General features: G+C 63.1%; 14 protein-coding genes. 10 read left to right on the plus strand and 4 right to left on the minus strand.

Annotated features, from left to right (window positions below; all coding sequences use genetic code 11):
* Positions 1 to 56 precede the first annotated feature (56 nt).
* The 9 genes from FJ973_RS05110 to FJ973_RS05150 all read left to right on the plus strand — a co-directional run bounded on the left by FJ973_RS05110 (position 57) and on the right by FJ973_RS05150 (position 10404).
* Positions 57 to 1487: an aspartate aminotransferase family protein gene (locus tag FJ973_RS05110; RefSeq protein WP_181170883.1), complete on the plus strand. Its 1431-nt coding sequence runs from the start codon at positions 57 to 59 to the stop codon at positions 1485 to 1487.
* An 11-nt stretch (positions 1488 to 1498) separates the two neighbouring features.
* On the plus strand, positions 1499 to 2731 hold the full coding sequence (locus FJ973_RS05115; protein ID WP_140555384.1) for a DUF2029 domain-containing protein: 1233 nt from the start codon (positions 1499 to 1501) through the stop codon (positions 2729 to 2731).
* Entirely contained in the window at positions 2728 to 3486 is a 759-nt protein-coding gene (locus FJ973_RS05120; protein WP_140521114.1) for an FkbM family methyltransferase, read from the plus strand. Before FJ973_RS05115 ends, FJ973_RS05120 begins: the two co-directional genes overlap by 4 nt.
* 149 nt (positions 3487 to 3635) lie before the next feature.
* Positions 3636 to 6197 (plus strand): FAD-dependent oxidoreductase, encoded by a 2562-nt coding sequence (locus tag FJ973_RS05125; protein ID WP_140555033.1) that lies wholly within the window; start codon positions 3636 to 3638, stop codon positions 6195 to 6197.
* Between the two features lie 100 nt (positions 6198 to 6297).
* Positions 6298 to 7143: a DUF1194 domain-containing protein gene (locus tag FJ973_RS05130; protein ID WP_140495637.1), complete on the plus strand. Its 846-nt coding sequence runs from the start codon at positions 6298 to 6300 to the stop codon at positions 7141 to 7143.
* A gap of 210 nt (positions 7144 to 7353) precedes the next feature.
* Complete coding sequence (locus tag FJ973_RS05135; RefSeq protein WP_140495638.1) at positions 7354 to 7698, plus strand: peptidase inhibitor family I36 protein; 345 nt, start codon at positions 7354 to 7356, stop codon at positions 7696 to 7698.
* A 140-nt stretch (positions 7699 to 7838) separates the two neighbouring features.
* Positions 7839 to 8783, plus strand: coding sequence for an ABC transporter substrate-binding protein (locus FJ973_RS05140; protein ID WP_140555034.1), 945 nt, complete (start codon positions 7839 to 7841; stop codon positions 8781 to 8783).
* A 62-nt stretch (positions 8784 to 8845) separates the two neighbouring features.
* Entirely contained in the window at positions 8846 to 9622 is a 777-nt protein-coding gene (locus FJ973_RS05145; RefSeq protein ID WP_140555035.1) for an ABC transporter permease, read from the plus strand.
* Positions 9619 to 10404 (plus strand): ABC transporter ATP-binding protein, encoded by a 786-nt coding sequence (locus tag FJ973_RS05150; RefSeq protein WP_140516345.1) that lies wholly within the window; start codon positions 9619 to 9621, stop codon positions 10402 to 10404. The genes FJ973_RS05145 and FJ973_RS05150 overlap by 4 nt, the downstream gene beginning before the upstream one ends.
* Positions 10405 to 10413: 9 nt before the next feature.
* Here FJ973_RS05150 and FJ973_RS05155 read toward each other — a convergent pair whose 3' ends face one another.
* From FJ973_RS05155 to FJ973_RS05165, 3 genes are all read right to left on the minus strand, one after another.
* Positions 10414 to 11415: a GlxA family transcriptional regulator gene (locus FJ973_RS05155; RefSeq protein WP_140495642.1), complete on the minus strand. Its 1002-nt coding sequence runs from the start codon at positions 11413 to 11415 to the stop codon at positions 10414 to 10416.
* A 272-nt stretch (positions 11416 to 11687) separates the two neighbouring features.
* Complete coding sequence (locus FJ973_RS31565) at positions 11688 to 11822, minus strand: hypothetical protein (protein WP_127853696.1); 135 nt, start codon at positions 11820 to 11822, stop codon at positions 11688 to 11690.
* A 358-nt stretch (positions 11823 to 12180) separates the two neighbouring features.
* Entirely contained in the window at positions 12181 to 12366 is a 186-nt protein-coding gene (locus FJ973_RS05165; protein WP_140495643.1) for a hypothetical protein, read from the minus strand.
* A 217-nt stretch (positions 12367 to 12583) separates the two neighbouring features.
* On the opposite strand from FJ973_RS05165, the gene FJ973_RS05170 reads away from it, so the two are divergent.
* Positions 12584 to 13483 (plus strand): LysR substrate-binding domain-containing protein, encoded by a 900-nt coding sequence (locus FJ973_RS05170; protein WP_140495644.1) that lies wholly within the window; start codon positions 12584 to 12586, stop codon positions 13481 to 13483.
* On the opposite strand, the gene FJ973_RS05175 is transcribed toward FJ973_RS05170, so the two are convergent.
* Complete coding sequence (locus tag FJ973_RS05175; RefSeq protein ID WP_140555036.1) at positions 13484 to 14464, minus strand: alpha/beta hydrolase; 981 nt, start codon at positions 14462 to 14464, stop codon at positions 13484 to 13486.
* Between the last annotated feature and the right edge of the window lie 81 nt (positions 14465 to 14545).

Raw genomic sequence — 14545 nt, forward strand, 5'->3', positions numbered from 1 at the left:
GACAGGAGATTGAAATGACCGTCATGGCCAAGCCCGATCAGGCGAGCGCGCGCACCATGGTCAGCGCGCCGGCGCTGTCGCCAGCCACCATCGCCAAGCCTGACCTGATCAGCGTCGAGCAGGCCAAGGCGATGGACGTCGCTGCGATGACGGACCTGTTCAAGGCGCATCTCAACCCGGGCCAGCTGCATTTCATGAAGCTGCTCGGCTTCCACAAGGTCAAGATCGAGCGCGCCGAGGGCATGTTCTACATCGACCAGAACGGCCGCAAGATCCTGGATTTCTTCGGCGGCTTCGGTTCGCTGGCCTTCGGCCACAACCATCCGCGCATCCTCGAAGCGCGGAAAAAATTCCAGGAGGAGAAGCGCCAGGAGATCGCCATCGCCTTCATGTCGCAATATGCGGCCGCGTTGGCCCACAACATCGCCAAATGTTCGCCCGGCGATCTCGACATGGTGTTTCTGGGCTCGTCCGGCTCGGAAGCGATGGAAGCGGCGGTAAAACTCGCCGAGCGTGCCGCCGGTCCGAAGCGGCCCAAAATCGTCTATGCCGAGAATTCCTTCCACGGCAAGACCAAGGGTGTGCTGGCGATCACCGACGGCCAGCTCTACCGCGCCGATTTCAAGGTGGCCGACAATGCGGTCCGGATTCCGTTCGCCGACATCGAAGCGGTCGAGCGCGCATTCCGCTCCGATCCCGAGATCGGCGTCATCGTGCTGGAAACCATCCAGGGCGGCGGCGGCATCATCCAGGCGCCCGCGGAATATTGGCAGAAGCTGCGCGCATTGTGCGATCAGTACGGTGTGCTGTGGGTGGCCGACGAAGTGCAGTGCGGCTATGGCCGCTCCGGCCGCTTCTATGCTTTCGAACATTATGGCGTCGTTCCCGACGTGACGGCGCTCGCCAAGTCGCTCGGCGGCGGCAAGGCGGCGGTCGGCGCGATGGTCGCCAGGCGCGAGATCTATATGAAGGCCTACGGCACGCCGAAGACGGCGATGATCCATGCCATGGCGACTTTCGGCGGCATGGGCGAGGCCTGCGTCACCTCGATCGAAGCGCTCAACGTTCTCTATGACGAGGGCCTGATCGACAATGCCGCCGCTACCGGCGAGTACCTTTTGCAGCGCCTCCAGGCACTGAAGGACAAATACCCCAAGATCATCAAGGACGTCCGCGGTAAGGGGCTCATGATCGGGCTCGAGTTCCATGATTTTTCGCAGACCTTGCCGACGGTGTTGCGGCCGGTGGTCAGCGTGCTTGACGACAAGCTGAAGGGTTCGCTGTCGGGCTTCGTCGGCGCGCTGCTGCTGCGTGACTATGACGTGTTGGTCGCCTTCACCGAGTACAACCGCAACGTCATCCGGCTCGAGCCGCCGCTGATCTGCCAGCGCGAGCATGTCGACCGGTTCGTCGATGCTTTCGACAGCCTTTTGTCGCGCGGCATTGTGGGAATCGTGAAGGATTTCGTCAAAAGCCAGGTTCGTTGAGCCCCACGACGATGCTGACCAAGGCGCCCACTCCGCAAAACCCGCTCGACCGGCTCACAGCGGCCGGCCTGGCGTGGGGCGAGGGGACTTATGCGCGGCTGGCGGCACCCATCGGCGCGGCGGCTTTCGCGCTCTACATCCTTTTGACGGCGCTGACGGCCTGGGTGATGCCCGATGCCAATTGGGACATGCTGCCCTATCTCGCCATATCAGAGGAAGGCACATACCCGGATGCGCAGGCGCTGCATGATTATGCCTACAAAACCGTCAAGGCCGGGGTCTCGGCAGATGACTACAAGACGCTGACCGATGATGGCGGCGGCTTCCGCAGCCACATGGCGGAGAATGCCGCCGACTTCCATTCGTTGCTCGGCATGTACCGGATCAAGTTCCTCTACGCCGAGATCCTGTCGACGCTGAGCGCGGCGATGTCGCCGGTCGAAGCGATGCGGCTGGTGCAGGTGGCCTCGGTGCTGCTGTTCGGCGCGATCACGCTGCTCTGGCTGCGCTCGGAAAAGGCCTTGGCGCTGGCGCCGGTGATCGGCGCGGTGCTGATCATGGCCGATTTCGGCGATGCGGCGCGCGCCTCGACGCCGGATCTGCTGACTTCGGCGCTGCTGCTCGGCGGGCTTTACGCCTATGTCAGGGGCCGCGAGGCGGCGACGGCGATCCTGCTCTTCCTCGCCTTCATGGTGCGGCCGGACAATATTGTCTTTCTTGCCGTTTTCGCCGTTCTGCTCATCGCCTTCCGGCAGCAGGCATGGGGTGCGCTGGTCGGTTTTGCGGCGTCCTTCGTCGCCTATTTCGCCATCTCGCACTGGGCGCATCATCCTGGCTGGTGGCCGCATCTGTGGTTCTCCAGCGTCGAGCAGCACTACAATATGGACGGGTTCGAGCCGCCGTTCTCCGTCGTTGCCTATCTCAAGGCATTTGCCGCATCGCTGCTGCGCGCCGTCAACCTGAACAGCTGGGTCGGCGTCTCGGTGCTGGCGCTGGCCGGCTGGTACGCGGTCGGCCGTGCCGGCTTCCGGATCAACCGACGCGCCGGCATTCTGTTCGCGGCGCTCGTGCTCGGCGCGCTGGCTAAATTCACCGTCTTCCCGATCCACGACACGCGCATCTATTTCCCGCATCTGGTCCCGCCATTCCTGCTGCTGGCCGCCCCTTTCATGGCGCTGTGGGCGACGATCGCCCGCGGCCAGCACCGCGCCGCCTTGCATGCCATTCCCGGAGACACGCCATGAGTTCGCTATCCAGCCTGACGCGCATCGCGCTGTCGCTTGGCCTTCCGGCTGGTTTGCTCGACCGCGGTCCGTCGCTGCGCGGCACGAAATTCCTGGCCGGGGCGGCACTGAAAGCGCGCTTCGGCGGGACAAGGCGGCCTTTCCAGATGGTCAATGTCGGTGCCTGCGACGGCGCCCTGTTCGACGACGTCACGCCGTGGCTGCATCGCATACCGGGCGCCCGTGCCCTGCTGGTCGAGCCGATCCCCTATAACCAGAAGCGCCTGCGCGCCAATTATCCCGATACCAGCCGCTTCATCATCGAGCCGGTTGCCGTCACGAAAATAAGGGGGACGATCACCGTCCACACCTTCGATGCCGCCGCGCTTGAGGCCGGCACGCTGCCGATCGAGTTCATCGGCTGCTCCTCGGTTACCGACACCAACCTGATGTCGGGCAAGAATGCCTGGGGCGAGGATGACGTGAATTTCAACAAATTCGCGCCCTATCTCAGGGACATCGAAGTGCCGTCCGAGACCTTGCAGACATTGCTCGACCGCAACGGCATCAGCCATATCGACGCCTTCCTCGTCGATTGCGAGGGCGCAGACTGGATGGTCTTCGAGCAACTCGATCTCCAACGCTACCGTCCGGGCATGATCAAGGTCGAGGTCGGCGCACTGCCCGCTCCGGAGATCGGCCAGGTCGTGGTCAAGCTCAAGACCGCCGGTTATCAGGTCGGTTTCCAGGCCGAGGACATCTGGGCCTTCGCCTGACCGCAGAGATTTTCCCTGATCCAAACTGGGTCGCGACGCATTCGCGGCGTGTCGCAAACAGGCGGTAGCGCGCTCATCGTCGTCTGCATATTGTGCGCCGATCAGACGGGCGCCGACGCCGCCCGCAACAGCACCTGGAGTCGCGGGCAATGGCAGAGTTTCCGAACAAGGCGAAGGTCGTCATCATCGGCCTGGGTGGCATTGTCGGCGCGTCAATCGCCCATCACCTGATCGAACGCGGCTGGGACGACATTGTCGGTATCGACAAATCAGGCATCCCGACCGACATCGGCTCGACGGCGCACGCTTCCGACTTCTGCTACACCACCAGCCACGATTTCCTGTCCTGCTGGACGACGCTCTACTCCATCGATTTCTACGAGAAGATGGGCCATTATGCGCGCATCGGCGGCCTCGAAGTCGCGCGCGTCGGCGATGACAGCCGCATGGACGAAATCAAGCGCAAGATCGCTTCGGCCAAGGCTTTTGGCACGCGCGCCCGGCTGATCGAACCCGCCGAGATCAAGGAGAAATTTCCGCTCATCGAAGAGGCAATGGTGCAGGGCGGCCTGTGGGATCCCGACGCCGGCCTGGTCATCCCGCGCTCGCAGACGGTCGCCGGCAAGCTCGTCGACCAGGCGGAAGCCTCGGGCAAGCTCAAATCCTTCGCCAACACGCCGGCCCGGTCGCTCGTCGTCAAGGACGGCCGCATCAGCGCCGTGGTGACCCACCGCGGCACCATCGAGGCCGACTACGTCATCGTCTGCGCCGGCATCTGGGGCCGGCTGATCGCCGAGATGGTGGGCGAGGACCTGCCCGTCATGCCGATCGACCATCCGCTCACCTTCTTCGGGCCCTACAACGAGTTCGCCGGCACGGGCAAGGAGATCGGCTGGCCGCTGCTGCGCGACCAGGGCAATTCGGCCTATATGCGCGACACCGGCGACCCCAAGACCGCCGAGGGCGGGCAGATCGAATGGGGTTATTACGAAGAGACCAATCCGCGCCTTTGCCATCCGCGCGACCTGCTCGAGAAGGACCAGGCCCGGCTTTCGCCTTCGCAGCGCGATCTCGACATGGAGCAGATCCTGGCGCCGCTGGAGCGCGCCATGGAACTGACGCCAATCCTGGGCGAACTCGGCTATAACGAAAGCCATTCCTTCAACGGCCTGCTGCAGGTGACGGCGGATGGCGGCCCGTCCATGGGCGAGAGCCAGAAGGTGAGGGGGCTGTGGTATGCCGTCGCCATCTGGGTCAAGGACGGCCCCGGCATGGGCAAGCTCATCGCCGACTGGATGACGGACGGCCGCACCTCGATCGACCATCACGCGATCGACTATGCGCGCTTCTATCCGCACCAGACCAAGGAGCAGTTCATCTGGGATCGCTGCACCGAGACGGCGATGAAGGTCTACAATCCTGCCGTGCATCCGCGCGAGCCCTTCTCCAAGGGCCGCAATATCAGGCGCTCGCCGTTCTGGGAGCGCGAGAAGGAACTCGGCGGCTATTTCATGGAGCTGGGCGGCTGGGAGCGCGCGCACGGCTATGCCGCCAACGAGCATCTTCTGGAGAAATACGCCAACCGGGTGCCGGTGCGCGAGAACGAATGGGACAACCGCCATTTCTGGCGCGTGTCCAATGCCGAGCATCTGGCGATGAGCGAAGACTGCGGCATCGTCAACCTGTCGCACTTTTCGATGTATGACATCGAGGGACGCGACCACGTCGCGCTGCTGGAGTGGCTGTGCGCGGCCAAGATCGGCGGCGACAACAATATCGGCAAGGGCATCTACACCCACTTCCTCGACGAGGAAGGCATGGTGCGCGCCGACTTCACGGTCATCCGCATGGCCGACCGCTGCCGTTTGATCGATGGCGCGGACGCCGGCCCGCGCGACTTCCAGTACATGCGCCGCACCGCGCAGGATAAAGGTTTCGATGTCACCATCACCGATGTGACGGAAAAATACGTCACCATCGGCATCTGGGGCCCGAACGCGCGAGCAACCCTGCAAAAGGTGGTCGAGAATCCCGAGGGCCTTGCGCTGGAGAATTTCCCGTTCGCCGCGATCAAGCCGATCCGGATCGCCGGCAAGGACGTCACCGCCTTCCGCATCTCCTATGTCGGCGAACAGGGATGGGAACTGCACATGCGCTACGAGGACGGCCTGGCCGTCTGGGACGCGCTGCGCTCGACCGGCGTCATGCCGTTCGGCGTCGAGACCTATGCCAATACGCGGCGCATGGAAAAGAGCCTGCGTTTGCAGAATGCCGATCTGCTCACCGAGTACAACCTGCTCGAGGCCGATCTTGCCCGCCCGAAAGTCAAGGAGAACGACTTCTGCGGCAAGGCCAAGCACCTGGAATACCGCGCCCGCGAGCACCAGCCGGCGATGCTGTGCACGCTGGTGATGACCGAAAACACCGATTCCAAGGGTGTGGCGCGTTATCCGGTGGGCACGATGCCGGTGCTGGACCCCGAGACCGGCGAGACGTTGGTCGACGAACTCGGCCGCCGTTCCTTCACCACGTCGGTCGCCTACGGCCCGACCATCGGCAAGAACATCGCGCTCGCCTATCTGCCATGGGCCTATGCCCAAGAGGGCCGCAAGCTGAAGGTGGAGTATTTCGGCGAGACCTATCCGGTCGAGGTCGCCGGGGTCGGCTACAAGCCGCTCTACGATCCGGAGAATCTGAAGCCGAGAAGCTAGGCAACCTCCCAGCAGGGCTCGTGAGCAAATTTTGATAAGCCCGGCGGCTATGGTCGGGCTTTTCTCTTTTTCGGCTGGCGATTCTGGCTTACCCTGCGGCATGTCTGCTTTTGCTCGCGCAAGACATCTGCTTTCAGGCGCCGCCGCCCTGGCGCTGATGCTGTGGCTGGCCCCTGTGTCGCTCGCGGACGAACCCGTCGACGTCGAACTGGTGCTGGCGGTCGACGTCTCGCTGTCCATGTCGGCGGACGAGCTCGAGATCCAGCGTCGCGGCTACGCGGCTGCATTGACGCACGATCATGTGCTGCAAGCCATCGCCGCCGGCGCTTATGGCAGGATCGCCGTTACTTATGTCGAATGGGCTGGCACCAACTCGCAGCACGTCATCGTGCCGTGGACGGTGATCTCCACTCGCGCCGACGCCGAGCAGGTGGTGGCGCGGCTGTCCGCCCAGCCTCCCAACAGCGCGCGGCGCACGTCGATCTCCGGCGCGCTGGAATTCGGCGCGGACCTTTTCGCCGAAAGTGGCTTTCAAGGGACGAAGCGGGTCATCGATATTTCCGGCGACGGCCCCAACAACCAGGGCGCGCCGGTCGATATCATCCGCGACGAGGTGGTCAAGCAAGGCATCGTCATAAACGGCTTGCCGCTGATGACCCGCGGCGGCTTCACCAGCGCCTACGATGTCAACGATCTCGACCGCTATTACAGCGACTGCGTCATTGGCGGTCCCGGAGCCTTCATGGTTCCGGTCAACGACTGGACGCAGTTTCCCGAAGCTATCCGCCGCAAGCTTGTGCTTGAGCTCGCCGGCCCGGCCTCGCCGCGGCCGGTTGACCAGGCCGACCGTCCGCCGGTGGTGCTGGCGCAGGCCGAACAGGCCAGCGATTGCCTGGTCGGCGAAAAGATGTGGCGCAACCGCAATTGGATGCTCGATAGCCGCTGAGAAATTCCAGAAAAAGCGCATAGCGCTTTCCCGGTACGCGCGTAACGCTTTCCCTTTGGAATTGATTGAAAAAAATAGTTAAAGCGGTTCGGCGTTTCCGTGAAATGCCGAACTGTTCCAGGCTTGCCAGTCCGGCAGAAGCAGTGGCAAACTGGCCTTGCCGCGCCATCCGGCGGGCGGGGTGACGCGGTCAAACCGAGGAAACACCAGATGAGACGTCTAGCCATCCTGACTGCGGTCGCGTCCATGCTTTACGCCGACGGCGCCAGCGCCCAATACGACGATCAGGCCGCCTGCATCATGTTCGAAAATGGCAATTTTCGCGGACGGTCGATCGCGCTCGGGGCCGACGATTCGGTCAATTTTCGCGGCCGCGAGTTCTGGAACGACCGCGTGTCGTCGGTGATCGTTCGCCGAGGCTGCACTCTCGTTGCCTATGAGGATTCGCGCAGGGGAGGCCGATCGATCGAGATCAGGCGCAGGGTCCGCGATTTCGGCGGTAGCGACTGGAACGACCGAATCTCGTCCGCGGAGTGCTACTGCGACCAGTATTGACGACAAGGTCCTCGGCCTTGCCGTTTTGTGGCGGCAAGGCGAACCTTCGTCGCCGACGATGTGGGCAAACACGGCCCTGTTCATTGACAGCCGGGCGGCGTCCGTGAACATTCCCCCAGAGAAAACAAAGGGGAACTGACATGAACAGGACCATTATCCTTACGCTGGCGCTTGCCGCCGGCTTGTCCGCGCCGGCGACGGCCGCCACATCGGTCACTATCGGGATCAGCGGCTGGACCGGCTTCGCGCCGCTGACGCTCGCCAAACAGGCGGGACTCTTCGAGAAGCACGGCCTCGACGTGACCTTGAAGAAAGTGCCGCAGGCCAGCCGGCCGCTCGCCATCGCCAGCGGCGACCTGCAATGCGCCGCCACCACGGTCGAGACATGGCAGGTGTGGAACGCCAGCGGCGTGACCACCAAGCAGATCTTCCAGCTCGACAAATCCTATGGCGCCGACGGCATCGTGGTGCGCAACGACATCAAGACCGTCGCCGACCTCAAGGGCAAGACTGTCGCGTCCTCGGCGCCGGGCACCTCGCCCTATTTCCTGCTGGCCTGGGTGCTGAACAAGAACGGCATGTCGACAAAGGATGTCACGGTCGTCAATCTCGAGCCGGACGCGGCGGCGCAGGCCTTCCTTGCCGGCCAGAACGACGCGGCCGTCACCTATGAGCCGTTCATCTCGGCGGTGCGCGACAAGGCCGACCAGGGCCACATATTGGCGACCACGCTCGACTACCCGATGGTGCTCGACACGGTCGGCTGCACGCCCGAATTCCTCAAAGCCAATCCGGACGCCGCCAAGGCGCTTGCCGACAGCTATTTCGACGCGCTCGACCTGATCAAGAAGGACCCGCAGAAATCCTACGGCATCATGGGCGCGGACGTGAAACAGTCGGCCAAGGAGTTCGAGGATTCGGCGAAGTACCTGAAATGGGCCGACCGGGCGGAGAACAAGCAGTTCTTCACCAAGGAGTTCCAGGATTTCTCCAAGACCGCCGGCGAGCTTCTGCTGCAGATGGGGCTGATCAAGGAAGCGCCTGACGTCTCCACGCTGGCCGATACCAGCGCCGTGGCGAACTGAGCGGCCGCTGTCTTGCGGCGGCGCCCCGCGCCGCCGTTTCGCTTCCACAAGGACCGTTGTAAATGCCGCGCCCCCTGCATCCGATCTCGCCGGGCACGCGAACCGTGCTCGGCATTTCCTTCTTCGTGCTGTTCGTCGTTTTCTGGGCGTGGATCACGCTTGGCGGCCACGTCAACCGCATCTTTCTCGCCGATCCGCTGTCGATGCTGCGGGATGGCTGGCGGCTGCTGGTCGAGGACCGGTTCTGGCTCGACATACTGATCACCATCTGGCGCGTCTTCGGCGGCTTCGTGCTGGCATCGGCCGTCGCCGTGCCGCTGGGCATAGCGATGGGCGCGTGGAAACCTGTCGAGGCGTTCCTGGAGCCGTTCGTCTCCTTCGCCCGCTACCTGCCGGCCTCGGCCTTCATTCCGCTGCTTATCCTTTGGGCCGGCATAGGCGAACTGGAGAAGCTGCTGGTCATCTTCGTCGGCTCCGTGTCCCAGGTCATCCTGATCATCGCGGTAAAGGTCGGCTCCACGCGCCGCGATCTCGTCGAGGCGGCCTACACGCTCGGCTCCACCGACAACGGCATCGTCAAGCGTGTAATCATGCCCGCCAATGCGCCCGAGATCGCCGAGACGCTGCGGCTGGTGCTCGGCTGGGCTTGGACCTATGTCATCGTCGCTGAACTGATCGGCTCGTCGTCGGGCATCGGCTATATGATCATCAACAGCCAGTCGCGACTGGCAACCGGCCAGATCATCTTCGGCATCATCGTCATCGGGCTGATCGGGCTGTTGTCCGATCTTGCCTTCAAGGCGCTTAATCGCTGGCTCTTCCCATGGAGCCTGGCATGAGCAAGCTTCTCATCGAGGGCGTCTCGCGCACGTTCGCCGGCGTGCGCGGCGGCTCACCGGTCCAGGCGCTGATGCCTGTCGACCTGGCGGTCGCGGCCAATGATTTCATCACCATCCTGGGACCTTCGGGATGCGGGAAGTCGACGCTCTTGCGCATCGTCGCCGGGCTGGAGGCGCCGAGCGAAGGGCGCGTGCTGCTCGACGGCAAAGCGGTGACCCGGCCGGGGCCGGATCGCGGCATGGTCTTCCAGTCCTATACGCTGTTCCCATGGCTGACGGTCGCCGAAAACATCGCCTTCGGCCTGCGCGAACGCGGCATGGCCGAGCGGGAGAGGGGCGAAATCGTCGCCTCCTATATCGACCTCGTCGGGCTGAAGGGCTTCGAGAACCACTGGCCGAAGCAACTTTCCGGCGGCATGCAGCAGCGCACGGCGATCGCCAGGGCGCTGGCCAACGACCCCGCGATCCTTTTGCTGGACGAGCCGTTCGGCGCGCTCGACAACCAGACGCGCGGGCTGATGCAGGAACTGCTGCTCGGCATCTGGGAACGGCGCAAGAAGACGGTGCTGTTCGTCACTCACGACATCGAGGAGGCGATCTTCATGGCATCGCGCGTGGTGGTGATGACGGCCAGGCCCGGCCGGATCAAGTCGGACGTCGCCATCGACCTGCCGCACCCGCGCCACTACACGCTGAAGACCAGTCCGGAATTCTCCGTGTTGAAGGCGCGGCTGACCGAGGACATACGTGTCGAGGCGATGCGGTCGGCAGAGGCGCTCTGAGGCGCGCCTCTATGCCGCCAGCAGCTGCTTGCGGTCGACGCGTTCCTGCTGCGGCGAGCGGGCGTAGAGCTCGCGGTAGCATTTCGAGAAATGCGAGGCCGAAACGAAGCCGCAGGCGACCGCCACCTCGACCACCGGCATCGAGGACTGGATCAAGAGATGCCTTGCACGGTCGAGGCGGATTTCGAGATAATAGCGGGCCGGCGAGCGTCCCATCTCGGTGCGGAACAGCCGCTCGATCTGGCGACGCGACAGGTCGACATGGTCGGCGATCTCGATCAGCGACAGCGGCTCCGACAGATTGCCTTCCATCAGTTCGATGATGGTCAGCACTTTCGAGTTCTGTACGCCGAGCCGGGCGCGCAGCGGCAGGCGCTGGCGGTCGGTGGGGCTGCGCACACGGTCGGTCAGCACCTGTTCGCAGACGCGGTTGACGAGATTCTCGTCGAAATCGTCGCCGATCAGCTTCAGCATCATGTCGAGCGCGGCGGTGCCGCCGGCGCAGGTGTAGATGTTCTGGTCGATCTCGAACAGGTCGGCAAAGACATTGGCCTTCGGGAATGCCTCGGAGAAGCCCGGCAGGTTCTCCCAATGGATGGCGCAGCGCTTGTTGGACAACAGGCCGGCAGCGGCCAGAACATGCGCTCCGGTGCACAGGCCGCCGACGGAGACGCCACGATTGTATTCCTCGCGCAGCCAGGCGAAAGCGGACTTGTTCTGATAGCGCTCGACATTGGTGCCGCTACAGACGATGGCCATGTTGGGGCGATCCGGCCCTCCCATTTTCCTGCGCTCCTCCTCCAGCGAGGTGTTGACCGCGCATTCGACACCGTTCGAAGCGCGCACCGGCTTGCCGTCGATGCTGGCGAGGCGCCATCGATAGGCCTCGTAGCCGAGCATGCGATTGGCCGAGCGCAGCGGGTCGAGCGCCGTCGCAAACGCGATCATGGTGAAGTCGGGAATGAGAAAAAATACAAACGATCGCTTGATCGGATGCTTAACGGCGTTCACGGGAACCTCACGCAGCCATGGCGCGAACAGAATGTCGCGAATAGCATAGCGACAACAGGAAAAACCATCCTTGTCAATCGGCTAAGGAGCTTTAGCAAGATTTAATTTGCGACATGGGTCGCAAATGGGCAATCGTGTTGCGATGCCGCGCAGCCGCGGCGCCGTCCATGATGGAAGCGCCGTCAGGGGTGTGCAAACAAACGCCGCCTCGGCGGAACCGGGCGGCGTCATCTATTCAGGCAGCGCGAAGGAGCGCTGCCTGCGGGATCGGTTCAGGCGACGAAACCGAGGCGTGCGGCAGCCATGGCGCCGGTCTGGCCGGGCATGGTGTTGGCAAGGCGCTGGCGCTCGAGGGCCGTGGTCAGGTTCATTTCGCGGCGAGGGAAAAGGCGGGCAAAAAGCTTCATGTTCATCTCCAATCGGTTGCTCAGACGGGTCGCCTTCGCTTGATGGAGTGGGGCAGCTCGTTTGCTGGCGTGGATATAGGCTTGTGTAAGTAAAAACTAAATCGCAAAAGCGAAGCACTTCATATGAAAAGCGACACGCAAGGCGGGAGCCTTTGTAGGCACTCCCGGATTTTTCGTTAGCTTACAAAGCGTTAGCTCAAAACCCAGCCGCTATGCGGCTTGTTCATATGCGCCATGCAGCGGCAGCATGGCTCCGAAATTCATGTGAACGCAAATAAAACGGCAAAATAGGTCGGTAAAACAAGAAGACCTGCCCGGCGGTTTGCGCGGCAGGCCTTCAATGCATGATACACACGGTTTACTTTGCTCCAGCCCAGGATCCGACGCCGGCGCGTATGCCGGCCTTCGTGTCGGCCGCTTCAGGCCAGCCAATATCCTTCTGCAGCTCGATCGGCAGGGAGCGGATGGCGCGTTCGGTCTGGTAGCGGGCGCGGGCCGCGCTGAATTCGGTCGCAAGCCGACCGATGGATGACAGGATAGACATTTCGATCTCCTCATGTCGGGGCGGAAGTGCCCGGCAATGCCTTACGTCAGGTCTGTATCAGCTTCATTGCATGTCGAAGGCAGGTCTGTGTCGTGATCGTTTCGTGGCTGCCTTGGCAGCATCCTGCTTCGATGGAGTTGACTATGCGCTCGAACTGATGTTCAATCAAACGAAATGGAATGATAGTTTGCATCAGAAAAATTGAAGGTCGATCGTCATGAACGCCCCACTCAATCATCCGCTGCCGCTGCTGGACCTCGACGTGCTGCGCACTTTCGTGGCGATCGCCGAAACCGGCAGCTTCACCACCGCGGCCAATGCCGTCTTCCGTACGCCCTCGGCCGTCTCCATGCAGATCAAGAAGCTGGAAGATATTCTGGGCCGCTCGGTGTTCGCGCGCGATGCGCGCTCGGTGACGCTGACCACCGACGGGGAAATGCTGCTGGGCTATGCCCGTCGTCTGCTGTCGATCAATCGCGAGGCGGTGTCCAAGTTCATCATTCCCGACATTGTCGGCGTGGTGCGGCTGGGTTCGCCGGACGATTATGGCGAGCGCGTGCTGCCGCATGTGCTGAAGCGTTTTGCGCAGTCGCATCCATCGATCGCCGTCGACGTCACCATCGACCAGAGCAGCAATCTGCGCCGGCGCATGGATGACCGGGCGCTCGACATCACGCTGCTCACCAATTCCTACAAGACCAGTGCGCTCGGCGCCGAGGTGCTGTTGACGGAGCCGATCGTCTGGGCCGGCGCCAAGGGCGGCTGCGCGCATCTGCGCGAACCCTTGCCGGTGTCGCTGTGGGAAGAGGGCTGCGCCTGGCGGGCAGGGGCGCTCGAAGCGCTGAGCCGCGAGGGCCGCAACTACCGCATCGCGTATATGAGCGCGCATACGGCCGGCCAGCGCGCCGCCATCATGTCCGATCTCGCCGTGGCGCCGCTGCCGAAGTCTTTCCTCGGCAACGACATGGTCGAGCTCTGTCCCAAGGACGGCATGCCCGATATCGGCACCTACAACCTCGCCATGGTGGTAGCGCCGGATGCCAGCGCGCCGGTCAAGGCGGTGGCCGACCACATCCGGGCGACGTTCGAAGTCTTCCGGGAAACCGGCAAGTTCTGATCAACCGGGGTGCTCTGACTGGAGGCTCTGCCCCGAAGCCTCGGTGGACGGCGCTTCGAAGCCTGCTCCGGCGCCTTCAACAGGGGGCGAGGAGTTCTCGGTCAGAAACGCCACGATCCGTTCGCGCGCGCGGCGCGATTCCGGCATATCGATCAGCGGCCAGACGTGGAACATCCCTTCCTCGTGCACGAGCTCTACCTCGACGCCGGCGGCCCGCGCCTTTTGTGCGAAGATCAGATTGTCGGGCGTGAGAAGATCGCGAGAACCCGCCAGGAGCAATGTCCTGGGTAGTACCGAGAGATCGCCATAGACGGGGCTGATATGCCAGTCAGTCGGGTCTATTCCGGCACTGTAGAGCCGGATGGCCTCCCGTCCGCCCGCGATGCCCAGCCAGGGATCGTTCCGCTCCGCCTCGAACACCTCGGGGTTTGCAAGCGAGACGTCGAGGCCGGGTGAGATCAGCACATGGCGCGACGGCAAGGGCAGGCCTTCTTCGGCAGCCATCATGGTGAGCACCACGGCCATGTTGCCGCCGGCGGAATCGCCCATGAAGATTATGTCTTCCGCCTCCGTCTCGCCGAGCATCCGGCGATAGACGTCGCCGACCATGCCGAACATGGCGTGGAAGTCATGCTCGGGCGCGATGGGATAGATGGGCACAGTAAAGGCATAGCCCAGCCGGTCGGCCATGTCGGCGATCAGGTGCCAATGATAGGGCGTGATTTCAAAGACATAGGCGCCGCCGTGCAGATAGAGAACCCGCTTGCGCTCGCCGGCCCTGGGGGCGATCTCGTAGACGGGAAAGCCGTCGACGGTGCGCGTCTCGATGTTGAAGCGCTGCTGCACTGACACCGGAGGGTGATGGTCCTCTGTCCGGCGCGCCGCAGCGATCCAGCGCTGCAGGTTTTCCGGGCTGGAAAACGCCTTCTTGCGACTGTGCCTGAGCACGAAGGATACGACGTGGCTTTTCAAACTTGGCATGCGGATACACGAACTTCGGCGGCAGCCGACTAAGAGAAGTCCCCTTCATATTTGAAGATCGTGCCCTGGTCGAAGATGTCA

The sequence above is a fragment of the Mesorhizobium sp. B2-1-3 genome (assembly GCF_006442495.1).
Taxonomy (GTDB): domain Bacteria; phylum Pseudomonadota; class Alphaproteobacteria; order Rhizobiales; family Rhizobiaceae; genus Mesorhizobium.